This is a genomic window from Arthrobacter sp. zg.Y820 (assembly GCF_030125555.1).
Lineage (GTDB): Bacteria > Actinomycetota > Actinomycetes > Actinomycetales > Micrococcaceae > Arthrobacter_B.
On record NZ_JASKLX010000009.1, the window covers coordinates 249,277 to 271,551 of the forward strand.

Annotated in this window: 22 protein-coding genes and 1 riboswitch; of the genes, 8 read left to right on the top strand and 14 right to left on the bottom strand. The window is 66.8% G+C overall.

Features of this window, described 5'->3' with window-relative positions; genetic code table 11:
* Positions 1 to 203: 203 nt before the first annotated feature.
* The gene (locus tag QNN99_RS10110; protein WP_229966325.1) at positions 204 to 1,778 is read right to left on the bottom strand and encodes an alanine/glycine:cation symporter family protein; all 1,575 of its coding nucleotides are present in this window, start codon (positions 1,776 to 1,778) and stop codon (positions 204 to 206) included.
* Between the two features lie 188 nt (positions 1,779 to 1,966).
* Between QNN99_RS10110 and QNN99_RS10115 the strand changes: the two genes are divergently transcribed.
* From QNN99_RS10115 to QNN99_RS10130, 4 genes are all read left to right on the top strand, one after another.
* Positions 1,967 to 3,451: a mannitol dehydrogenase family protein gene (locus QNN99_RS10115; RefSeq protein ID WP_229966326.1), complete on the top strand. Its 1,485-nt coding sequence runs from the start codon at positions 1,967 to 1,969 to the stop codon at positions 3,449 to 3,451.
* Positions 3,452 to 3,744: 293 nt separating this feature from the next.
* Positions 3,745 to 4,968: an ABC transporter substrate-binding protein gene (locus QNN99_RS10120; RefSeq protein ID WP_229966327.1), complete on the top strand. Its 1,224-nt coding sequence runs from the start codon at positions 3,745 to 3,747 to the stop codon at positions 4,966 to 4,968.
* Entirely contained in the window at positions 4,965 to 5,909 is a 945-nt protein-coding gene (locus QNN99_RS10125) for a carbohydrate ABC transporter permease (RefSeq protein WP_229966328.1), read from the top strand. The genes QNN99_RS10120 and QNN99_RS10125 overlap by 4 nt, the downstream gene beginning before the upstream one ends.
* A 2-nt stretch (positions 5,910 to 5,911) precedes the next feature.
* Entirely contained in the window at positions 5,912 to 6,802 is an 891-nt protein-coding gene (locus QNN99_RS10130; protein WP_442860510.1) for a carbohydrate ABC transporter permease, read from the top strand.
* A gap of 24 nt (positions 6,803 to 6,826) precedes the next feature.
* Here QNN99_RS10130 and QNN99_RS10135 read toward each other — a convergent pair whose 3' ends face one another.
* The 7 genes from QNN99_RS10135 to gcvP all read right to left on the bottom strand — a co-directional run bounded on the left by QNN99_RS10135 (position 6,827) and on the right by gcvP (position 15,034).
* A complete protein-coding gene (locus tag QNN99_RS10135; protein WP_229966329.1) occupies positions 6,827 to 7,249 on the bottom strand; it encodes a ChaB family protein in 423 nt (140 codons plus the stop codon).
* Positions 7,249 to 7,545, bottom strand: coding sequence for a hypothetical protein (locus QNN99_RS10140; protein WP_229966330.1), 297 nt, complete (start codon positions 7,543 to 7,545; stop codon positions 7,249 to 7,251). Before QNN99_RS10140 ends, QNN99_RS10135 begins: the two co-directional genes overlap by 1 nt.
* Positions 7,546 to 7,633: 88 nt before the next feature.
* Entirely contained in the window at positions 7,634 to 9,049 is a 1,416-nt protein-coding gene (locus QNN99_RS10145) for an L-serine ammonia-lyase (RefSeq protein ID WP_229966331.1), read from the bottom strand.
* 12 nt (positions 9,050 to 9,061) lie between these two features.
* Positions 9,062 to 10,363 carry a serine hydroxymethyltransferase gene (gene glyA, locus QNN99_RS10150; protein ID WP_284015824.1) on the bottom strand — a complete coding sequence of 434 codons (1,302 nt, stop codon included), beginning with the start codon at positions 10,361 to 10,363 and terminating at the stop codon, positions 9,062 to 9,064.
* Complete coding sequence (gene gcvH / locus QNN99_RS10155; protein WP_229966332.1) at positions 10,360 to 10,737, bottom strand: glycine cleavage system protein GcvH; 378 nt, start codon at positions 10,735 to 10,737, stop codon at positions 10,360 to 10,362. Before gcvH ends, glyA begins: the two co-directional genes overlap by 4 nt.
* A 250-nt stretch (positions 10,738 to 10,987) precedes the next feature.
* Positions 10,988 to 12,109 (bottom strand): glycine cleavage system aminomethyltransferase GcvT, encoded by a 1,122-nt coding sequence (gene gcvT / locus QNN99_RS10160; RefSeq protein WP_229966333.1) that lies wholly within the window; start codon positions 12,107 to 12,109, stop codon positions 10,988 to 10,990.
* 18 nt (positions 12,110 to 12,127) lie between these two features.
* Positions 12,128 to 15,034 carry an aminomethyl-transferring glycine dehydrogenase gene (gcvP, locus tag QNN99_RS10165; protein ID WP_229966334.1) on the bottom strand — a complete coding sequence of 969 codons (2,907 nt, stop codon included), beginning with the start codon at positions 15,032 to 15,034 and terminating at the stop codon, positions 12,128 to 12,130.
* A gap of 150 nt (positions 15,035 to 15,184) precedes the next feature.
* Positions 15,185 to 15,327, bottom strand: a riboswitch (glycine riboswitch).
* A gap of 280 nt (positions 15,328 to 15,607) precedes the next feature.
* On the opposite strand from gcvP, the gene cycA reads away from it, so the two are divergent.
* Positions 15,608 to 17,137, top strand: coding sequence for a D-serine/D-alanine/glycine transporter (cycA, locus tag QNN99_RS10170; protein WP_229966335.1), 1,530 nt, complete (start codon positions 15,608 to 15,610; stop codon positions 17,135 to 17,137).
* On the opposite strand, the gene QNN99_RS10175 is transcribed toward cycA, so the two are convergent.
* The 6 genes from QNN99_RS10175 to QNN99_RS10200 all read right to left on the bottom strand — a co-directional run bounded on the left by QNN99_RS10175 (position 17,134) and on the right by QNN99_RS10200 (position 20,383).
* Complete coding sequence (locus QNN99_RS10175; protein WP_229966336.1) at positions 17,134 to 17,988, bottom strand: MBL fold metallo-hydrolase; 855 nt, start codon at positions 17,986 to 17,988, stop codon at positions 17,134 to 17,136. The two genes, cycA and QNN99_RS10175, sit on opposite strands and share 4 nt — an antisense overlap.
* Before the next feature lie 4 nt (positions 17,989 to 17,992).
* Positions 17,993 to 18,592: an Asp23/Gls24 family envelope stress response protein gene (locus QNN99_RS10180; protein WP_229966337.1), complete on the bottom strand. Its 600-nt coding sequence runs from the start codon at positions 18,590 to 18,592 to the stop codon at positions 17,993 to 17,995.
* Between the two features lie 87 nt (positions 18,593 to 18,679).
* Positions 18,680 to 19,246, bottom strand: a complete 567-nt coding sequence (locus tag QNN99_RS10185) for a DUF6286 domain-containing protein (protein WP_229966338.1) — start codon at positions 19,244 to 19,246, stop codon at positions 18,680 to 18,682.
* Positions 19,243 to 19,662 carry an Asp23/Gls24 family envelope stress response protein gene (locus QNN99_RS10190; RefSeq protein ID WP_229966339.1) on the bottom strand — a complete coding sequence of 140 codons (420 nt, stop codon included), beginning with the start codon at positions 19,660 to 19,662 and terminating at the stop codon, positions 19,243 to 19,245. Before QNN99_RS10190 ends, QNN99_RS10185 begins: the two co-directional genes overlap by 4 nt.
* Entirely contained in the window at positions 19,659 to 19,838 is a 180-nt protein-coding gene (locus tag QNN99_RS10195) for a hypothetical protein (protein WP_229966340.1), read from the bottom strand. Before QNN99_RS10195 ends, QNN99_RS10190 begins: the two co-directional genes overlap by 4 nt.
* Positions 19,839 to 19,912: 74 nt before the next feature.
* Positions 19,913 to 20,383: an Asp23/Gls24 family envelope stress response protein gene (locus QNN99_RS10200; RefSeq protein ID WP_229966341.1), complete on the bottom strand. Its 471-nt coding sequence runs from the start codon at positions 20,381 to 20,383 to the stop codon at positions 19,913 to 19,915.
* Positions 20,384 to 20,685: 302 nt separating this feature from the next.
* Between QNN99_RS10200 and QNN99_RS10205 the strand changes: the two genes are divergently transcribed.
* From QNN99_RS10205 to QNN99_RS10215, 3 genes are read left to right on the top strand one after another with little or no spacing between them, the layout of a single operon-like run.
* On the top strand, positions 20,686 to 21,321 hold the full coding sequence (locus tag QNN99_RS10205; protein WP_229966342.1) for an RNA polymerase sigma factor: 636 nt from the start codon (positions 20,686 to 20,688) through the stop codon (positions 21,319 to 21,321).
* The gene (locus QNN99_RS10210) at positions 21,312 to 21,872 is read left to right on the top strand and encodes a hypothetical protein (RefSeq protein WP_229966343.1); all 561 of its coding nucleotides are present in this window, start codon (positions 21,312 to 21,314) and stop codon (positions 21,870 to 21,872) included. The genes QNN99_RS10205 and QNN99_RS10210 overlap by 10 nt, the downstream gene beginning before the upstream one ends.
* The gene (locus tag QNN99_RS10215) at positions 21,865 to 22,269 is read left to right on the top strand and encodes an Asp23/Gls24 family envelope stress response protein (RefSeq protein ID WP_229966344.1); all 405 of its coding nucleotides are present in this window, start codon (positions 21,865 to 21,867) and stop codon (positions 22,267 to 22,269) included. Before QNN99_RS10210 ends, QNN99_RS10215 begins: the two co-directional genes overlap by 8 nt.
* Positions 22,270 to 22,275: the final 6 nt, after the last annotated feature.

Genomic DNA, 22,275 nt, shown 5'->3' on the forward strand with positions numbered 1-22,275 from the left:
GGCCGATGCCCACTCAGGACAGGGGCATCCCCCCGTTCGGTGAACGTAGCGTTGACCCTAGGGCCGGAGCCCTTCGCGGTCAACGGTGCATAACAAAAAACTCCTCCGCCGGCAGGCAGTGCCCGGGGCCGGCGGAGGAGTTTCGTCAGGGGTTGGTCATCCGGGTTGTGCTACCCCGGGGCGGGAGGTTCAGGCGCGGGGGTTCAGGCGGTGGCTGCCGCCTCCTTGATGTCCTGGTCGTCGATGCCGAGCATCTCCAGCTTTCCGCTCTTGCGGTCCGCCAGGTACTCCTTCATTTCCTTCTTGATCACGGGCAGCAGCAGGTAGACGCCGAGCAGGTTCACGAACGCGCAGACAAAGAGCGCGGCGTCGGCGAAGCTGATGACCTGGCTGAAGGACAGCACGCAGCCGGCCACGGTGAAGGTCAGGAAGATGACTTTGTAGGTGACCTCGCGGCGCTTGCCCCGGCCGAAGAGGTACTCCCAGGACTTCAGGCCGTAGTAGGACCAGGTAATGAGGGTGGAGTAGGCGAAGAGCGCGACGGCGATGGAGAGCACGATCGGGAACCAGGGCAGGACGGTGGCGAAGGCATCGGAGGTGAGGATGACGCCGTCGGGCGCAGATCCGCCGGCCTGGACCTGGTCGATTCCCGCCTGCAGGCTGGGCGTGGAAGCCATGATGATGGCCAGCGCCGTCATGGTGCAGATGAGGACAGTGTCCACGAGCGGCTCGAAGAGCGCCACGAAGCCTTCGCTGACCGGGCGGCGGGTCTTGACCGCCGAGTGGGCGATGGCCGCGGAGCCGACACCCGCCTCGTTGGAGAAGGATGCCCGCTGGAAGCCGACGATCATGACGCCGACGACGCCGCCGGCGAAGCCCTCGGGGCGGAAGGCGCCGTCAATGATGGCGCCGAAGGCTGCCGGGACGTTCTCGAAGTTGACGATGATGACGAACAGGCAGGCCACAATGTAGATGCCGGCCATGGCGGGCACCAGCTTGGAGGTGGTGGCGCCGATCGATTTGATGCCGCCCAGGATCACCACGGCCACCAGGACGGCCAGGACCAGCCCGAAGACCAGGGCCGCTCCCGCGCTGCCGAGGATGCCGTCGTCGCCGCCGGTGACGTTCTGGATCTGCGCGAACGTCTGGTTGGCCTGGAACATGTTGCCGCCGGCCACACCGAAGATCAGGATCGCGACCGCAAAGATTCCGGTGAGGATTTTGGCCGGCCACCGGCCGAAGCGCGCGAAGGCCACGGGCAGGTATTTGAACGGACCGCCGCTGATGGAGCCGTCGGCATGGACTTCGCGGTACTTCACGCCGAGGGTGCATTCAGCGAACTTCGAGGCCATGCCGAGCAGCCCGGCCAGGATCATCCAGAACGTGGCGCCGGGGCCACCCAGGGCCATGGCCGCACCGACGCCGGCAATGTTGCCCAGGCCGACGGTGCCGGAAAGGGCGGAGGTGAGTGCCTGGAAGTGCGGCACCTCGCCCGGATCGTCGTGGGAGGAGAACTTGCCGCGGACCACCTGCACGGCGACCTTCAGCCCGCGGAACTGGATGAATCCGAAGTAGAACGTGAAGACGATGCCGGCCAGGATCAGCCAGGCGACGACGGCGGGGAAACTGAAGTCTCCGATGGTGATCGGGAAGAAGACGATCCCGGAGAACACCGTGGTGATCGGTTCGAAGAACGAGTTGACGGCGGAATCGATGGTTCCGAGCAAACCACCGTCCTCCGATGCCGGTGCCATGGAAACTGCCCGTGCTGCGTTCATGGTTCGAGCCCCTGTTTTCTGTAAGTATGTTGCCGAATGCGACAACATAGCCTTGCTTAATACATAGGTGTTGCACAAATCACACGTTGCCTTACAATCCGTCGTTCCGCCGGCCGTGGAATGTGCCCCGATCGCTCCCGTGCTAGGTTGAGCGGCACCAACCGCCCCGTCCCCCAGCAGGTGTGACCATGAGCAAACTGAGCACTGCAACGTTGTCCGGCGTCTCCGCCAAGCTGCCCGTCCCCTCCTATGACCGCGCCGGCCTCAGCGTCGGCATTGTCCATTTCGGCGTCGGCGGTTTCCACCGCGCGCACCAGGCCATGTACCTGGACCGGCTGATGAATGCCGGCGGGGCCCGGGACTGGGCCATTTGCGGAGTCGGCGTCCTGCCGGGCGATGCCGCCATGAAGACCGTCATGGAGAACCAGGACTGCCTGTACACGCTGGTCCTCAAGAATCCGGACGGCACCCGGGAGGGGCGCGTCATCGGGTCCATCGTCGAGTATCTGCTGGCCCCGGAGGACCCGGAGGCCGTGATCGAGAAGATGGCAGCGCCCGGCACGAAAATTGTCTCCCTGACCATTACCGAGGGCGGTTACAACTTCCATCCCGTGACCGGTGAGTTTGATGCGGCCAACCCCGCCGTGGCGGCTGACCTGGAGCCGGGGGCCGTTCCGTCAACGGTCTTTGGGCTGGTCACCGAGGCGCTGCAGCGGCGCCGGGACCGCGGACTCCCGCCGTTCACCGTGATGTCCTGCGACAACATCCAGGGCAACGGCGACGTGGCGGCCAAGATGTTCACCGCCTTCGCTCGCCTGCGGGATCCTGGGCTGGGTGAGTGGATGCAGGAAAAGGTGGCCTTTCCGAATTCAATGGTGGACCGCATTACACCGGTCACCACCGACGAGGACCGGGCCATGGTGGCGGCGGACTTCGGCGTGGACGACGCCTGGCCGGTGGTCAGCGAGGACTTTGAGCAGTGGGTGCTGCAGGACGATTTCCCGCTGGGCCGCCCGGCCTTCGAAGACGTCGGCGTGCAGGTGGTGGACGACGTCGAGCCCTATGAACTCATGAAGCTGCGGCTGCTCAACGCCAGCCATCAGGGGCTGTGCTACTTCGGCTACCTCGCCGGCTACCGGTACGCGCACGAGGTCTGCCAGGATCCGCTTTTCGCCCGGTTCCTGCTGGATTACATGGACAAGGAAGCCACCCCCACGCTGAAGCCGCTGCCGGACGTGAACCTGGCCGGGTACAAGCACAAGCTGATCGAGCGGTTTTCCAACCAATATGTCCGCGACACGCTCGCCCGGCTGTGCGCCGAGAGCTCGGACCGGATCCCCAAATGGCTGCTGCCGGTCATCCGGGAGAACCTGGCCAGCGGCGGGGAGATCCACCGTTCGGCCGCTGTCGTCGCCAGCTGGGCGCGGTATGCCGAAGGCTTCGACGAGCAGGGCGAGCCCATCCAGGTGGTGGACCGGCTGCGGAAACCGTTAATGGCTGCCGCAGGACGCAACCGCGAGGATCCGCTCGCCTTCGTGTCCAACCGCGAACTTTTCGGAGACCTGGCGTCCAATGACCGGTTCATCCGGGCGTACACCGCTGCGCTGGCTTCACTGCACGACGCCGGCGCGCGGGCCACGGTTTCCGGCCTGGTTTCGGAGCGGGGACGCTAAGCCGCGGAGCGGGGAAACCACCACAGCCGCTGCAGTCCTGCCGAAAGTTTGCGGACCATTGCTCATTTGACAGGGCCTGTTTATAGTTCACCGAAATGAGCGCAGGGCAATTCTCACATGATCAAAGGTGACGTATGAGACTACGACGCAGCAGACCCCGCAGGTTTCGGCCCGGCATCGGAAGATCGGCGGCGGCATCGGCGGCGGTGCTTGCACTCGTGCTGTCCGGATGCGGCGCTGAAAGCTCCGAAGGACCGGAAGAAATCGTGGTGGCCATTGTTTCCAATCCGCAGATGACTGACGCCATTTCGCTGGAGGAGGACTTCCGCGAGCAATATCCGGATATTGACGCGCGATTTGTTTCCCTGCCGGAGAATGAGGCCCGCGCCAAGATCACGGCCTCGGTGGCCACCGAGGGCGGCGAATTCGACGTCGTCATGATCTCCAATTACGAGACCCCGATGTGGGCGGAAAACGGCTGGATCACCAACCTGCAGGAGTATGCCGACACCACTGCCGGTTACGACCCGAACGATTTTGTGCCCAACATCCGCGAAGCACTGAGCTACGAGGGGGACCTGTATTCCGTTCCCTTCTACGGCGAATCTTCCTTCCTCGCCTACCGGGAGGACATTTTCGAGGAGAACGGGCTCACCATGCCGGAGCGGCCCACCTGGGAGGACGTTGCCGGATTCGCCGAACAACTCCACGATCCGGACAACGGATTCTCCGGCATCTGCCTCCGCGGCCTGGCCGGCTGGGGCGAGGTGATGGCGCCGCTCGGAACCATGATGAACACCTACGGCGGAGGCTGGTTCGACGAGGACTGGAACGCCACGCTGGACTCGCCCGAGGTGGAGGCCGCCGTGACCGACTACGTGGACCTGGTCCGCACGTCCGGGCAGCCCGGAGCCGCCACCAGCGGGTTCGGCGACTGCCTGACCCAGTACAGCCAGGGCACCGCCGCCATGTGGTACGACGCAACCTCCATGGTCTCCTCAGTGGAGGACCCGGCCTCCTCCCTGGTGGTCGGCAAAACGGGCTACGCCCAGGCGCCCGTGCAGGAAACGGAATCCTCCGGCTGGCTGTACAGCTGGTCCCTGGCCATCCCCACCACCAGCGAGAAAAAGGACGCCGCCTGGGACTTCATCTCCTGGATGACCAACAAGGAATACATCCAGCTGGTGGGCGAGAAGATCAGCTGGGAACGCGTGCCGCCCGGCAGCCGGCTGTCGACCTACGAGATTCCCGAATACGCCGCCGTGGCCGAGGCCTATGCCGAGCCCACCCTGTCCTCCATGGCCGGCGCCTCGCAGGAGACCAGCATGGCCAACCCGGTGCCGTATCCGGGCCTTCAATTCGTGGGGATCCCGGAATTCCAGGATCTGGGCACCCGCGTGGCGCAGCAGATCTCGGCAGCCATCGCCGGACAGAAATCGGTTCCCGAGGCCCTGGAGCAATCACAGCGCTACGCCGAAACCGTCGCGGAAAGCTACCAGTCAGGAGAAAACAGATGACCAGCCTGGTGGACAAACATCAACAGAAGGTCCGCCGCGAGACGGAGCAGCGGCGGGCCCGCGGCATGTCCAGCGCCGAGGGCTGGAGGCGGCGCGGGCCCCTGCTGCCGGCTCTGGTCTTCACGCTGATCGTGACCCAGGTGCCGTTCCTGTTCACCATTTGGTATTCCCTCCAGAACTGGAACCTGCTCAATCCCGGGGGCGACCGGTTTGTGGGGCTGTCCAACTATGTGGAGATCTTCGCCGACTCCACCTTCCGCCAGGCAGCGATGAACAGCGTGATCTTCACGTTGGGCTGCGTGTTCTTCGCGATGCTCCTCGGCATCGTCTTCGCCCTGCTGCTGGACCGCTCCTTCGCGGGCCGCGGGGTGGTCCGCACCCTGTTGATCACACCGTTCCTGATCATGCCGGTGGCCGGCTCCCTGCTCTGGTCCGTGTCCATCCTCAACCCCAGCTACGGCCTGTTGAACTGGCTGATCGGCCTGGTGGGCATTTCCCCGGTGGACTGGACCTCCGTCCACCCGATCGCCTCGATCCTGATGTCCCTGGTGTGGCAGTGGACACCGTTCATGATGCTGCTGGTCCTGGCCGGGCTCCAGGCGCAGCCCAAGGACGTGCTGGAAGCGGCCCAGGTCGACGGGGCCGGCTGGTGGCGGACCTTCATCTCCGTGACCCTTCCCCAGCTCCGCCGCTACATCGAACTCGGGATCCTGCTCGGCGCGATCTATGTGGTGAACACCTTTGACCAGATTTACCTCATGACGGCCGGCGGGCCCGGGACAGCCAGCGCCAACCTGCCGTTCTACATCTATCAGCGGGCCTTCCTGGGCTTCGACATCGGGCAGGCAGCCGCCATGGGTGTCGTGGTGGTTATTGCCACGATCATCATCGCGACCTTCGCCCTCCGCCTGATCTTCCGCAGCTTCGACGTAAAGGACTAGCCGTGGCCACACAAACAGAATCGGCTTCTTCCGAAAGCACCCCGTCGGGCCGCCGCCCGGCAGCACCGGCACGCCGCAGCAAACCAGAGACGACGTCGTCCCTGTTGACGGTGCTGACCTGGGTCATCGCCATTGCATTCTTCTCACCGGTCCTGTGGATGGTGCTCACCTCCTTCAAACAGGAGTCGGCTGCGGCCTCCAACCCGCCGTCGTTCTTCTTCACCCCCACCCTCGACCAGTACCGGGCCGTCATCGATGCCGGGGCCGGCTCCTACTTCGTCAACTCGCTGATTGCCACCGGCGTCTCCACGCTCCTGGTCGTGATCATGGCGGTGCCCGCGTCGTATGCCCTCAGCATCCGGCCCGTCAAGAAGACGCAGGACGTGCTGTTCTTCTTCATCTCCACCCGGATGCTCCCGGTGGTGGCGGTCATCATGCCGATCTACGTCATTGCCGGCCAGCTGAAGGTCCTGGACAACATCTGGACCCTGGTGGTCCTTTACACCTCGATGAACCTGCCCATCGCGGTATGGATGATGCGCTCCTTCTTCCAGGAGGTGCCCAGCGAGGTGCTCGAGGCAGCGCAGATGGACGGAGCCGGGCTGCTGAAAACGCTGTGGCGGGTGCTGATGCCCATGGTGGCACCGGGCCTGGCCGCCACCGCACTGATCTGCGTCATTTTCGCGTGGAACGAGTTCTTCTTCGCCCTGAACCTCACGGCGGCCAGGTCTGCGACCGTGCCGGTGTTCCTGGTCTCCCAGATGACCAGTGAAGGCCTGTACCTGGCGCAGCTGTCCGCCGCCTCGGTGCTGGCTTCCCTGCCGGTGGTCCTCGCGGGCTGGGTTGCGCAAAAGCAGCTGGTCCGCGGGCTGTCCATGGGCGCCGTGAAGTAAGGGCCGGCGCTGCCCGGATCGGCCCTAGCCTTCCCGGGCCCGGCGGGTTTCCCTGTCGTTGGCCTTCCGGATCGCGGCCACCAGCTCGGCCTTGCTCATGGCCGAACGCCCGGGGATGTCCAGGTGCGAGGCCACGTCGTAGAGGTGAGCCTTGGAGGCATTGGCATCCACTCCGCCGGCCGTTGCAGCGGAGGAATTCCGGCCGCCCTCGGCCCGGGCATCCGAGGGCCCGGACTCCTCCTTGGCCTCCCAGCGGTCGCCCACCTTTTCATGGGTGTGCTTCAGGGCGGCGAAGGCGGTTCGGGCAGCCCGCTCCTCATCGCCGTACTCCTCCGCAGCGGAGTCGAACGTCTTGGCGAAGGTGTCCTGGGCTTTGCTGTCCGAGCGCTGCAGGGTGGAGGGTATTTCCTCCTCGATGGCGTGGCCGTCCTTGCCGGTTTTGGGCATTACGCGTCCTTGCCGGGGATCTGGCCCGGTGCGGGAATCGGGCCATTGCCGGGAATCGGCCGAGGTCCGGGGATCGGGCCCGGGGCTCCGCCGATAAAAGGAGCCGCGCTGCCGAAGACCCCGTTCGGTTCCATGGCCGACAAAACCTCGTCCGCATCGGTGTCATCGGGCAGCGGTTCGGGCTGCCGCCACGCCTGCGTTCGGTCCGGAACGGCATTGCGGGTCAGGCCGTCGGTTTCCAGCTTCATTTCCTCGTCCAGGCGCCGCCCGTGCGTGGTGTTTCCGCGTTCGGACATGATGGGTTCCTTCCGCAGGTACGGTTACTCAGCGTCCTTACGGTCTATCAAAGGAACCGCACGGGCTCAACCCGCCGCGGCTGCCCGCTTAGCACTCCACCACGTTCACGGCCAGGCCGCCGAGCGCCGTTTCCTTGTACTTCGAGCTCATGTCGCGGCCGGTTTCACGCATCGTCACGATCACCTCGTCCAGCGAGACGCGGTGGTCGCCGTCGCCCCAGAGCGCCATCTTGGCGGCATTCACGGCCTTGGCGGCACCAATGGCGTTGCGTTCGATGCACGGTACCTGCACCAGCCCGCCGATCGGATCGCAGGTCAGCCCCAGATTGTGTTCCATGGCGATTTCGGCGGCGTTCTCCACCTGCTCCGGAGTGCCGCCCAGGATCTCCGCCAAGCCGGCGGCAGCCATCGACGACGCCGACCCCACCTCGCCTTGGCAGCCCACCTCCGCGCCGGAGATGGAGGCCTGTTCCTTGTAAAGCACGCCAACGGCGCCGGCGGTCAGCAGGAAGCGCACGACGACGTCGTCCCGCTCCTCCTGCGTCGCGTTCTCCATGCCCGGGCCGTAGTGGGTGGCATAAAACATCACGGCGGGAATGATGCCGGCCGCACCGTTGGTGGGTGCGGTGACCACGCGGCCGCCGGAGGCGTTTTCCTCGTTGACCGCCAGGGCCACCAGGTTCACCCATTCCTGCCAAAACTTGGGATTCCGGTCCGGGTCCTCTGCGCGCAGCCGGGCATGCCAGGCCGGCGCCCGGCGGCGGACCTTGAGCCCGCCGGGCAGCAGGCCGGTGCGGCGGATGGCTGAATTCTTGCACTCCTCCATGACGTCGCGGATGTGCAGCAGGCCGGCGCGGATCTCCGCCTCGGTTCGGGACGCCAATTCGTTGGCGAGCATCACGCCGCTGATGCTCAGGCCGTTGTCGGTGCAGTGCCGCAGCAGTCCGGCGGCGGTGCGGAACGGAAGCGGCAGCTGCGCCTTGGTGGATTCCAGCTCCAGGGCGGCCGCACGCTCCTCGCCGTCGCGCACGATGAACCCGCCGCCCACTGAGAAGAACGTGGCCTCGTGCAGCACGCCGCCGTCGGCCGCCGTGGCGGCGAACTTCATACCGTTGGTATGCCGGGGCAGGACGGTGAGGGGGTGCAGGACGATGTCCGCTTCGCCGTATTCCAGAATGCGGAGGCCGGCACCGGGGATCTGCGAACACAGCTGCAGTTTCCGTGTCGCTTCGATCGCTGCGAGCCGCTCTTCAACTTCGCCCGGCAGGATCTTTTCCGGGGCGAAGCCTTCCAGCCCCAGCAGCACAGCGGTCATGGTGCCGTGGCCGCGGCCGGTCGCCGCGAGCGACCCGTAGAGGTCAACGCGGAGGCCGGCCACGGCATCCAGGACGCCGGCGTCGACCAGCTCCGCCGCAAACACGGCAGCGGCACGCATGGGGCCCACGGTGTGTGAGCTCGACGGGCCGATGCCTACGGAGAACAGATCAAAAACGCCAACAGCCACTTACAGGTTCCTTTAGACGTGCGCCGGTGAGGATGCCAGGTCGGCAACCTCGGTGTACAGCGGATGCGCTGCGGCCAGCGCGGAGACGCGGGCCTTCAGCGGCGAGAGGTCATCGTCCTCACCGGCAATGAGCGCCAGCGCAATGATGTCCGCCACCTCGCGGAACGCGTCCTCGCCAAAGCCGCGCGTGGCCAGGGCCGGCGTTCCGATCCGGAGGCCGGAGGTCACCATCGGCGGGCGCGGATCAAAGGGCACGGCGTTGCGGTTGACGGTGATGTCGATCTGCGCGAGCCGGTCTTCGCCTTCCTGCCCGTTGAGGGCGGCGTTGCGCAGGTCCACCAGCACCAGGTGCACGTCGGTGCCGCCGGAGATCACGGAGATGCCCTTGGCGGTGACGTCGTCGGCCAGCAGCCGCTCGGCCAGGATCCGGGCACCGGCCAGGGTGCGCTCCTGGCGTTCCTTGAACTCGGGAGTGGCCGCGATCAGGAACGCGGTGGCCTTGCCGGCAATCACATGCTCCAGCGGGCCGCCCTGCTGGCCCGGGAAGACAGCTGAGTTGATCTTCTTGGCGATGTCGGCGTCGTTGGAGAGGATGATGCCGCCGCGCGGTCCGGCCAGGGTCTTGTGCGTGGTGGAGGTGACCACGTGGGCGTGCGGCACCGGGCTCGGATGCAGCCCGGCGGCGACGAGGCCGGCGAAATGCGCCATGTCCACCATCAGGTACGCGCCCACGGAGTCGGCGATGCGGCGGAATTCAGCGAAGTCCAGCTGCCGGGCGTAGGCGGACCAGCCGGCGACAATCAGCTTCGGCTGGTGCTCCTGAGCCAGGCGCTCGACCTCGGCCATGTCGATGAGCTGGGTGTCTTCGGCAACGTTGTACGGCACCACGTTGTAGAGCCGGCCGGAGAAGTTGATCTTCATGCCGTGCGTGAGGTGTCCGCCGTGCGCCAGGGACAGGCCCAGGATGGTGTCGCCCGGACGGATCAGGGCGTGCATCACCGAGGCGTTGGCCTGCGCGCCGGAGTGCGGCTGCACGTTGGCGAAGCCGGCGCCGAAGAGGTCCTTGGCCCGGTCAATGGCCAGCTGCTCAATGACGTCCACGTATTCGCAGCCGCCGTAGTAGCGCCGGCCCGGGTAGCCCTCGGCGTACTTGTTGGTCAGCACCGAGCCCTGGGATTCCATCACGGCCACTGAGGTGTGGTTTTCCGAGGCGATCATTTCCAGGCCGGACTGCTGGCGGCGGCGCTCGTTGTCGATCTGCCGCGCCACCTCCGGATCAATCTGCGCGAGGTGCGAGTTCAGGTAATCGGTCACAGCTCGCCGCCGTTCTTCTCTGCGTACTCCTCGGCGGTCAGCAGCGCACCCTCGGAGGTGGCGTTGACCGTGAAGAGCCAGCCGGCGCCGTACGGATCCTCGTTCAGCAGGGCCGGGTTGTCGATGGCCTCCTGGTTGATCTCCATGATCTCGCCGGAGACCGGTGCGTACAGGTCCGAAACGGACTTGGTGGATTCCACCTCGCCGCACGTCTCGCCGGCGGTGACGACGGTGCCGACCTCGGGCAGGTCCACGTAGACCACATCGCCCAGCGCATCGGCGGCAACGGCGGAAATGCCGACCTTCACGGGGCTGGAGGAGTCCACCCACTCGTGTTCGGCCGAATAGCGGAGTCCTGCGTTTACTTTGCTCATGGTGTGCCTTTCGGTGCGTCTGCTGGTTCTTCGGGTTACTTCAAAGTCTAGGTCCGGGCACTGGAAGCGCGGCATTCTGCCGCCCTTAGCGTTCCAGATCCTGCCCTCCTCCTCGCAAGCTCGGAGAGGGAACCCTGGATCTTTCACTGCCTCGCTCGTTCCTCGCTCGGCGATGCGGGCTACACAGAATGCCCCGCGACCGGCGCGCTTGGGTCACCTTGACCCGAACGCGCCGACCTGTCTCGGGGTGCTACTTCTCGCGCCGGTAGAACGGAAGTTCCACAACCGTGAACTGTTCGGGCTTGCCGCGGAGGTCGACGTCGAGGGTGGTTCCGGGCTCGGTGCAGGCCGCGTCGACATAGGCGAGGGCGATCGGATAACCGAGGGTGGGGCTCGGAGCGCCGGAGGTGACTTCGCCGACTGCCGTGCCGTCCCTGAGGACCGGATAGTGCGAGCGCGCGGAGCGTCGGCCGGCACCCTTCAGCCCGACCAGGCGGCGGGCAGGACCGGCGGCCTTGCGGGCCTCGAGCGCGGCACGGCCCACAAAGTCCCCCTCCTTGGAGAGGGCGACGACGGGGCCCAGGCCTGCGGCGTACGGGTCCGTGTCCAGGGTCAGTTCGTTGCCGTAGAGCGGCATTCCGGCCTCGAGCCGGAGGGAGTCGCGGCAGGCCAGCCCTGCGGGAATCAGGCCCCGCCCCTCCCCGGCGGCCAGCAGCGCTGACCACAGGGCCGGCGCGGCGTCGTTGGGCACATAGATCTCGAAGCCGTCCTCGCCGGTGTAGCCGGTGCGGGCCACGAGCAGCTCCAGTGTCCGCTCCCCCGCCCGGATGCCCACCGTGGCGACGGCGTAGTACTTCATGCCCGTGACCAGGTCCTGCTGGTCGGCGGGCACCAGGGCCAGCAGGATGACTTCAGCCTCGGGGCCCTGCACGGCCACCAGCGAGGTCTCCGCGGAGACATCGTGCACGCGCACGTCAAAGCCTTCGGCGCGGGCGGCCAGTTCGGCGGCCACCACCGGTGCGTTGCCGGCGTTGGGCACCACCAGGTAGGAGTCCTCGGCGAGCCGGTAACTGATCAGATCGTCGATGATCCCGCCGTCGTCGTTGGTGATCAGCGAGTACTTGGCCCGGCCAATCTTGACGGCGGAGAGCTTGCCGGCCAGGGCGTAGTCCAGGAACGCGCCGGCGTCCGGGCCGGCAACCTCGACTTCGCCCATGTGCGAGAGGTCAAAGAGGCCGGCGGCCGTGCGGACGGCGCGGTGTTCGGCCAGCTCGGAGCTGTACTTTAGAGGCATCTGCCAGCCGCCGAAATCGGTGAAGGCAGCGCCGAGCCGTTTGTGCTCTTCAAAGAGCGCCGTGTATTTCTCAGTCATCGTCGTACCTGTGTCTCTCTAGTTTTCAAAGTCTTCGATGGGCGGGCAGGAGCAGATCAGGTTGCGGTCGCCGGCAGCGCCGTCGATCCGGCCCACCGGAGGAAAGTACTTGTCCATCCGCTGGCTCTTCATCGGGAAGGCAGCCTGTTCGCGCGGATAGGCGCGGTTCCATTCGTTCCCGGCGACGACGACGGCGGTGTGCGGGGCGTTGCGCAGCGGGCTGGACTCAAGGGAGAAGTCCCCGGCGGCGACCTGGTCGATTTCGGCGCGGATGGCGATCATGGCGTCGATGAACCGGTCAATCTCGCCCAGGTCCTCGGACTCGGTGGGTTCCACCATCAGCGTGCCGGCCACCGGGAAGGACAGTGTGGGGGCGTGGAAGCCGTAGTCCACTAAACGCTTGGCAACGTCTTCGGCGGTGACGCCGGTCCGTGCCGTGAGCTCGCGCAGGTCCAGGATGCACTCGTGCGCCACCAGCCCGCCCTTGCCCGTGTAGAGCACCGGGAAGTACTCGTTGAGCCGGGCGGCCACATAGTTGGCGGAGAGCAGCGCGCTCTTGGTGGCTTCGGTCAGGCCTTCGCCGCCCATGAGGTTCACGTAGGCCCAGGAGATCGGCAGCACGCCGGCGGAACCGAAGCGCGACGCTGACACCGGGATGTCCTCACCCTCGGTCCAGGTGGCGGCGTCGCCGGGCAGGAACGGCGCCAGATGCGACTTCACTGCCACCGGGCCCACGCCGGGGCCGCCGCCGCCGTGCGGAATGCAGAAGGTCTTGTGCAGGTTCAGGTGCGAGACGTCGCCGCCGAACTCACCCGGCTTGGCCAGCCCGACAAGCGCGTTGAGGTTCGCGCCGTCAATGTAGACCTGGCCGCCGGCCTCGTGCACGGCGTCGCAGACGTCGCGGACGTCGTCGTCGAACACGCCGTGGGTGGAGGGGTAGGTGATCATGATCGCGGAGAGGTTCTCGCGGTGCGCGTCGATCTTGGCGCGCAGGTCGGCGTGGTCAATGGCGCCGTCGTCGGCCGTGGCCACGACCACCACCTTCATGCCGGCCAGGACGGCGGAGGCGGCGTTGGTGCCGTGCGCGGAGGCCGGGATCAGGCAGACCGTGCGCTGCGTTTCGCCGCGGGAGGAGTGGTAGCCGCGGATGGCGAGTAGGCCCGCCAGCTCGCCCTGCGACCCGGCGTTGGGCTGGATGGACACCCGGTCGTAGCCGGTGATGACGGCGAGCTTGGCTTCCAGGTCCGCGATCAGTTCGCGCCAGCCCTCGGTCTGGGAGTCCGGGGCGAACGGGTGGATGGATGCGAACTCCGGCCAGGTCATGGCCTGCATTTCCGCGGTGGCGTTGAGCTTCATGGTGCAGGAGCCCAGCGGGATCATGGTGCGGTCCAGGGCCAGGTCGCGGTCCGAGAGGCGGCGCAGGTAGCGCAGCATCTGGGTTTCGGAGCGGTGCGTGTGGAACACCGGATGGGTCATGAACTCCGAGGTGCGCAGCAGCTGCCCGTCCAGTTCAAAGCCAGCCGGGGCCGACGCGGCGGCGGCCACGCCGTCGGCCGGGATGCCGAAGGCGGCGGCGACGTCGGCCAGCACGGCGGGTGTGGTGGTTTCGTCGCAGGAGATGCCCACGGTGTCGGCGTCGATGTGCCGCAGGTTGATGCCGCGGGCCTCGGCGGCCGCCATGACCGCGGCGGCCTTGCCGGGAACGCGGGCGGTGACTGTGTCGAAGAAGCTACCGTGGAGCAGCTCGATTCCGGCGCCCTGCAGCGCGGCGGCCAGCGACCGGGCGGAGTCGTGGGCGCGGCGGGCAATCGCGGTCAGGCCCTGCGGCCCGTGATAGACGGCGTACATGGAGGCCACGATCGCCAGCAGCGCCTGCGCGGTGCAGATGTTGGAGGTGGCCTTCTCGCGGCGGATGTGCTGTTCGCGAGTCTGCAGCGCCAGCCGGTAGGCGGGGGTGCCGGCGGAGTCCTTGGAGACGCCCACCAGACGGCCGGGCAGCGAACGCTCCAGGCCTTTGCGCACTGCCATATAGGCGGCGTGCGGGCCGCCGAAGAACAGCGGCACGCCGAAGCGCTGGACCGAGCCGACAGCGATGTCGGCGCCCTGCTCGCCGGGAGGCGTGATCAGGGTCAGCGCCAGCAGGTCAGCGGCCACGGTGACCAGCGCGCCGCGGTCCTTCGCCTCGGCGATGACGGGGGCGAGGTCACGGACGACGCCGGAAACGCCGGGCTGCTGCAGCACGACGCCGGTGATCTCGCCGTCGGGCAGGCCGCGGGCCAGGTCGGCGACGATCACCTCGAAGCCCAGCGCCTTGGCCCGGCCCTTCACCACGGCGATGGTCTGCGGCAGCGTCTCGGCATCGAGGACAATGGTGCCGTCTGACTTGCCCTTGTTCGAGCGGCGCATCAGCAGCACCGCTTCGGCCACCGCTGTGGCTTCATCGAGCAGGGAGGCGTTGGCGATGGGCAGGGCGGTGAGGTCCTGGACCATCGTCTGGAAGTTCAGCAGGGCTTCGAGGCGGCCTTGGGAAATTTCGGGCTGGTACGGCGTGTAAGCGGTGTACCAGGCAGGATCCTCCACGACGTTGCGCAGGATCACCGGCGGGGTGTGCGTGCCGTAGTAGCCCTGGCCGATCATTTGCACGGCTGTCCGGTTTTTGCCGGCGATGGCGCGGAGCTGCGCCAGGGTTTCTTCTTCAGAGCGGGCCGGATCGAGAATCAGGGGGCTCCCCTGCCGGATGGCGGCGGGCACTGCCATGTCAGCCAGAGCATCCAGGGAATCGAACCCCACTGCCTTAAGCATCTCAGCGGCCGAACCGGCACGGGCGCCAATATGGCGGTCAACAAACACCGCTGCGGAAACCGAACCCGCTGCAGCGGCACGTGCGGCGATGGGGGTTGAAGCAGTGGACAGATCAGCAGTCATGAGGGGCTCCAGGAAAGGCAGACGGGGGTACGCCAACGATTGTTGAGTCCTCCCCGCTCTGTAGGGGACCTGAGAGATTCCGCGGGGGTGGCCCCGCTTGCACCGTCGGTGAGTTCCGCGCCAAGGCGCGGAGCTGCTTTCCAGAGTTGCCTCGCTGTGGCGGTACAGGGGCCTGAGAGATTCCCGGGGAGGGTTTGCTCCTACGGCGCCCGCCGAAGCCGTACTGATACGGCTTCGGTTTTACGGCTGCAGTTTTACGGCTGCAGGCTGCGGGACTCTCCCGCCACGGCTGATAAAGGCATATTCACTTGTGTATTTCCACCAGTGACCATACCCTCCGGCACGAGTCCCAACAAGAGAGTGACGGCCGCCGCTTCCTCTTTGACGATCGTCCGCCCCTGCCCGCGGCCGCGGCGGGCCGCGAAAACCGCCAAATTGACATCCTCCGCGCCGGGCTTCCAAACTTGATTGTCGGCGGTGGCGCCAACAGCCTCAGGCGGCCTCACGCAGGGCGCCGGTCCGTGTGCGTGCGGCGTCACATGCGCCGGCTGGTGCCTATTGAGAAAGAGCCCAATGCCCGACCGCTTGTCCAGCCCCTCCCCCGCACCTTCCCCCGCGCCGTCCCCGGCGCCTTCCCCCGCCACTGCCCCCGTGGACACATCCGCCGGAGGACAAAGTTCCGCCGAGCCGGAACTCTCCCGCTCCCTCTCCAACCGCCACATCCAGCTCCTGGCGATCGGCGGTGCCATCGGGACCGGCCTGTTCATGGGGTCGGGAAAGACCATCTCGGCGGCGGGACCGTCAGTGATCTTCGTCTACATGACCATCGGCTTCATGCTGTTCTTCGTCATGCGGGCCATGGGTGAACTGCTGCTCTCCAACCTCAAGTACAAGTCCTTCAGCGACTTCTCCGCGGATCTGCTGGGACCCTGGGCCGGCTTTTTCACCGGCTGGACCTATTGGTTCTGCTGGGTGGTCACCGGGATCGCGGATGTGGTGGCGATCTCCCACTACGTCACGTTCTGGTGGGCCGACGCTCCGCTGTGGATCCCGGCGTTGGCCTGCATCCTGGTGCTGCTGGCCCTCAACCTGCCCAGCGTCAAGGCGTTCGGCGAGGCCGAATTCTGGTTCGCCCTGGTCAAGATCCTGGCCATTGTCACCCTTATCGTGGTGGGCCTGGTCCTGATTTTTACCCGCTTCGAGTCCGGTGACAACAACGTCGCCGGCTTCAACAACCTTTGGGAGCACGGCGGCCTGTTCCCCACCGGCCCCATGGGCTTCGTGGCCGGATTCCAGATTGCGGTGTTCGCGTTCGTGGGCATTGAACTGGTGGGAACGGCGGCGGCTGAAACGAAGGATCCGGAAAAGAACCTTCCGCGGGCCATCAACTCGATTCCACTGCGCATCATGCTCTTCTATGTAGGTGCCCTGGTGGTGCTGATTTCGGTGGTTCCCTGGGACAGGTTCAGCGCTGACGAGAGCCCCTTCGTGGGCATGTTCACCCTCGCCGGCCTGGGTGCGGCAGCCGCCGTCGTGAACTTCGTGGTCCTTACCTCAGCTGCATCGTCAGCAAACTCGGGGATATATTCCACCTCGCGCATGGTTTTCGGTTTGGCGCACGACGGCGACGCCCCCGGGGCGTTCGGCCGCCTGTCGCGGCGCAAGGTGCCGCAGAACGCCCTGTTCTTCTCCTGCACCTTCCTGCTGGCCGGAGTGGTGCTTCTTTACGCCGGCGAGTCGGTCAGCGCGGCGTTCACGCTGGTCAGCACCATTTCGGCACTGTGCTTCATGTTCGTGTGGACGATCATCCTGGTGAGCTACCTGGTGTACCGCCGCCGCCGGCCGCAGCTGCACGAGGCATCCATTTTCAAGATGCCCGGCGGCGTGGTGATGGTTTATGTGGTGCTGGCCTTTTTCGGCTTCCTGCTGTGGGCGCTGACCACCAAGGCTGACACCCTGCAGGCGCTGCTGGTCACTCCGATCTGGTTCGCCCTTCTGGGCGTGGTCTACGCTTTCCTGCGCCGGACGCCGCTCCATCAGGCACGGGTGGCCGAACACAAGGCCATGGTCGCGGCGGAACGGGCAGGTACCCGCCTCAGCTAGCCGCGGGTGAAATCGAGATAACGGCGGGCGGACTCCTGCACGATGCGGTCGGCGCCGTGCGGGATCACCCGGTCCCACCAGCCGCCGTAGAGGCGCTCGTAGCGCAGCGGTGCCAGCCGGGCCGCAGCTTCCTGAACAACTTGGGGACGCTCCGGTATCTGGTTCGGGTAGCTGTAGAGGAAAGACACGTGCGTGCGGTCGGGGATGACATTGATGATGTCACCGCTGAAGAGGGCGCCGCCGCCGTCGGGGTCCCCGGACCAGTGCAGCACCGTCCCGCCCGGGAAATGGATCCCCGCCCGGTACAGGGTCAGGTCCTCGCCCAGGCTGCGGTCATCGCCGTCCCAGAACTCCAGGACCGGATCGGGGCGGCCGACCCAAGACCGGTCGGCGGCGTGCAGGTAGACCGGCACGCTGAATTCACGAGCCCATTCCACCATCGTTGTATAGAAGTGCGGATGGCTGATGGCTATGGCGCTGATCCCGCCCTCGGCACGGATCAGGGCCGCGAGTTCATCATCCAGATACGCCTGGCAGTCCCAAAGAACATTTCCGCCCGCCGCCTTGACCAGCAGCGCCCGCTGCCCGATGGCGAAGGCCGGTTCGCAGCCGATGCCCAGCACCCCCGGCCCCTGGGCATGGATGCTGCCGCGGTGCGACGGACCGCGCAGTCTGGCGAGCGTGGTCCAGGCCTGGCCGGTCAGCGGCACGTACTGGCGTTCGTCGTCGCAGATGGGACAGTCCGAACGCGCAGCGCCGTACTGCGTTCCGCAGGCGACGCACAGCGGCAGGACGGCCGCGGCGAGGACCGGAGAGTCCGCGTCCCGCTCGGCCGGGGATTCATGTGGCATGGGCCTAATAAACCACGGTTCCCGTTGAGCTGACAGTGTTGCCGGACAACGCCGTCTTGTTGCTGGCCTCCAGGTGGATCCCCAAGCTGTGCAGCGGCGTTTCGAGGGCAGAGGCGAGGTTCGGAACAACTGTTCCCTGGATCCGGTTGAGGACCTCCCCAATGTCGGCGCGGGCGTTGACCGTCACCTTCAGGGTCAGATCGGGGTGGTCGACGGTTCCGCGCAGCAGCGCAGTGGAACCCACCACCCCGGGTATCTGGTCCGTTTCATACTGGACAGCTCCCGCCAGCACGGAGGGATCGCACACCGTGATGCCGCGCGCGGCATCCTCCTGCAGCCGGAATGGGCCGGCGGCGAGCCGCCGGGGAATCTGGGCCAGCATCCACCACAGGCCCAGCAGGCCCAGCAGCAGTCCGGCGATCAGAGCGACGACGGGAGCGTAGTCCGGACCGGTGACTGCCTCCGGGGGGCCGCTGAGGACCGGCCCTGCCGCAGGGCCCACCACGCCGGTGGCCAGCAGCAGGACCCAGATGCCCGCTGCGAGACACAGCAGGCCAAGGATGGTCAGCCAAACACGGTTGGCCTTGCCGGGGTGCTGCCGCATGATGTTTCCCTATCTCTTTCGAAGCTGCTGCCGATCTTGCGCTTTGTCCGTCCCTGCTCCGTCTTCACGTCGGGGCACCCGGTCGTGTCAGTTGCCGGACCGGATGATGACGGTGATGGCCGGAACCGGATCCAGGCCTGCCGCCTGCAGGCGGGACCGAACGCCGTCAGCGACCCAATGCTGCAGGTCCGCAGTGTCCCGCAGCGCGGTGTTCACTGTCACCCGGACCTCCCGGTCCGTCGCCGTCGCGGTCGCCGAGGACACGCCGTCAATGTGCTCGCAGGTTGCCGCTGCCAGCCGGGCAGCGGCTCGCCGTGACATGACGGCCTGGCTCCGTCCCACAACTTCCCGCTGGGGCTCCAAATGCAGGCGCAGCGAATGGAAGCGTCCCGGGATAAACACGGCGAGCAGCAGCGCCAGGCCCACAACGGCCAGGAGAATGCCAGCCACCCAGGCTCCGACGCTGTTCCAGCTCAGGGAGGCAAGCCAGTCGGACACGGCAGTGAAGAATGGCGGCCATTGGCCCTGGGCCAGCCGTGCTATCGCCGCCCAGATCAGCAGGACCCCGACGGCCAGCAGGACCAGGCCGCAGATGATGGCCGGCACGGCACGGCTCGGCCGGGGACGCAGCGTGACGGGCGGGCCGCCGTTCACTGCAGCCTCCGCCGGCCGTCAGCCGGCGCATCGGGCCAAAGCCACGAAACGGTGACGTCGACCTGGCGCACCTCCACACCGGTCAGCTCCGTGAGCCGGCCGGAAATCCGGTCCCGCAGCTGATCCGCGGCCCGCCGGAGCGGCACCGGATAGGGCAGGCCCACCTCCACCTTCATCGAGGCGAGGTTTCCCGCCAGCTCGACGTCGGCCCGCGGCCGGGCTGAAACATCCGCCCGTGCCCCGATTCCCAGGAACCCTCCGCTGCTGCCGCCCGCGAAGGTTTCATCCTTCGCAATCTGTCCGGCCATTTTTTCGACTACCTTCCGGGAGAGCACGGTGGTGCCCCGGGCTCCGATCTCCGGCCACGGCTGGCGCCCCGCCGGTGGACCGGCGCCCTGGATTCCGGGTGCGCTCATCTGCTCGACGCTCTGCCGAACATGGACTGAAGGTCAAGTTTGCCGTCGGCTGCCATCCCCACCAGCAGTCCAACCAGACCGAAAAGCACAGCCAGCAGGAGGGCGTACCACCCCCCGAAAGCCAATACGATTCCCAGGATCAGGCCTACCGCCAAGCACCATTTTGTTGCGGACATGAAGTCCTCCTTCAGTAGGTTGCCGCCGCCGTTTCAAAGACCGGGCCGGCACATTGCTCTATCTCAAAAAGGCCCTATTCCAACCGGTCCGAGGGCTTCGGGCTTGAATCCTCGTCGTCGCCCGCGTCGTCGTCCGGCAGGTGAACGTCAGTGACGTTCACGTTGACCTCCAGCACTTCCAACCCGGTGGCGTTTTCCACCGACCGGATGACGTTGCGGCGGATGCCCTGGCTGACCTCCACGATGGAGTAGCCGTATTCGACCACGATGCTCACGTCGATCGCAGCCTGCCGCTCCCCCTTCTCCACACTGACGCCGTTGCTGACGTTGGTTTGGGATCCCGGGATCCGCTCGGTCATCGAGCTGAAGGCCCGCCGCGCGGCGTTGCCCATCGCAAACACCCCCGGCACCTCCCGGGTGGCCATGCCCGCCAGCTTCTGCACCACGGTCTCCTCGATGGTGGTGTCGCCGTGCTGCGTGTGCAGCGGACCCGACTTCCGCACCGGCTCCGTGTCACTGGAGCTGGTAGCCGTGCTTGCGGCCACGCTCCCGGTGGTTCCGCCCGGGGAGCCTGCGGTGCTGTGCCCCGTGGGCGCCGGACCGGCGGATGGTCCTGAAGGTTGTTGGGCATCTGCCATGTAACTCATCTCCTGCTCGGAAGTGGACCCCGCGGGGCCGCGTGAAGGGATCGCGTACGGCATTAATGACGCTGATGGCGGGCAATCGTCACGCCGCACCACAAACTTCTTATTCTCCGGCCGTGCATGGCCTGTGAGTGTTCCGCGGAACCGGAGCGTCTGCGATATTGAAACCGGTCCGGCGGTCGCCGGACCGGACAGGGGTGCTCATGGCCACGGCTGAATCACCGGAAGAGTCCGGCACCTACACGCAGTCCCGCCGTCCGGCATTTTCCGGCAAGCCCGGCACGCTGAGCGGCCTGGATGAGGCCACCATCGTGGCTCGCGCCCAGGACGGGGACCTTGCTGCCTTTGAACACCTGGTGGAGACTTACCAGGGTCGGCTGTTCCGGCTGGCCTACCGGATGCTCAATGACCGGGGCGAAGCCGAGGACGTCGTGCAGGACACGTTGACCGCCGGCTGGCGGGCCCTTCCCGGGTTGGACCGGTCGGGCGCCTTCGGCGGCTGGGTGTACCGGACGGCCACCAACCGCTGCCTCGACGTTCTGCGCCGCCGCAGCGCCCACCCCGAGGACAGCATGGATTCAGCCGGTCTGTGGCCGGCTCTTGCAGTACAGTCCGGCGACCCGCACCGGAATGCGGAGATCGCTGCGGAGTTCGAGTGCCTGTCCCGTGCCCTGGCGGCGCTTCCGCCGGGGCAGCGGGCCTGCTGGCTGCTCCGCGAACTCCATGACCAGAGTTATGCGGAGATCGGAGCCGCATTGGGAATCAGTCCGGTCACCGTGCGCGGGCGGCTGGCGCGGGCCCGGGAGAAACTGGCGGAGGCAATGATCCAATGGCACTAGAAAACCCTTCTCCCGCTCCGGCCTGCGGCCGCACCGCCAACCGGGTCTGGCACGAGATCGGGCGTCCGCCGGATCTGCATACCCGCTCGTGTCCGGATTGCCGACAGGCCAGGAGCAGCCTGGAAGCGCTGTACACGGCGACGGTCTCGCTGCGTGACCACGATCTGAGCCACCCCGCCTTCCGCCCGCCGCGGGGCCTCAAGGACGCCATCATTGACGTGGCCTGCGCCCAGGTGCGGCGCGGGGTGCTGCTTCCGGTCGCGGCGACCGCGGACGGGACCGTGGAAGTCAGCGAACTCGCACTCGCCGCCGTCGTCCGCGATGCTGCCAGTACCGTTGGCGGGGTCCGGGCACGCCGCTGCCGCATAGATCTGACCCCCGATGCCGCCGCCGGACTGCGAATCCATCTGCGCACCGCGGTGGCACCCGGCGTGGACATCTGCCGGGCAATGGACTTCCTGCGCCGGAACATCCGCAGCGCCGTGGCTGCCTCCGTGGGGATCATTCCACACACTGTCCACCTGACCGTGGAGGACTTGTACGATGACTGACCGGCCCCTTCGCGGCAGGATCGCCGGCAGCAAAACGGTGGCCGAACTGGCGGCACGGGTCGCCGTGGAAACACCCGGCGTTCTTCGGCTGGAACCAAGCCTGGGCCGCCTGCTGATGCGGCTCGGCGCGGCGGCCCGCAACGGGCTGCGCGGCATCCCGGAGCCCGGCTCCCTGACGAGCCGGACGGGCGTCTTTGCCGCCGTCTCCGCCGGCCGGGCCACCGTCGACCTGGAGGTGGCCACCGATGCCAGGTTCAACGCCGTGAGGGTGGCTGCCGACCTGCAGGAACGGGTGCGGCAGGCCTTGGAGCACACGGGGGTGGCGACCGCGGCCATCAACGTCACAGTCCTGGCCATCGAAGAACCTCCGCCCGTGCCCCGATTTCCGGGGCGGTGACCTGCC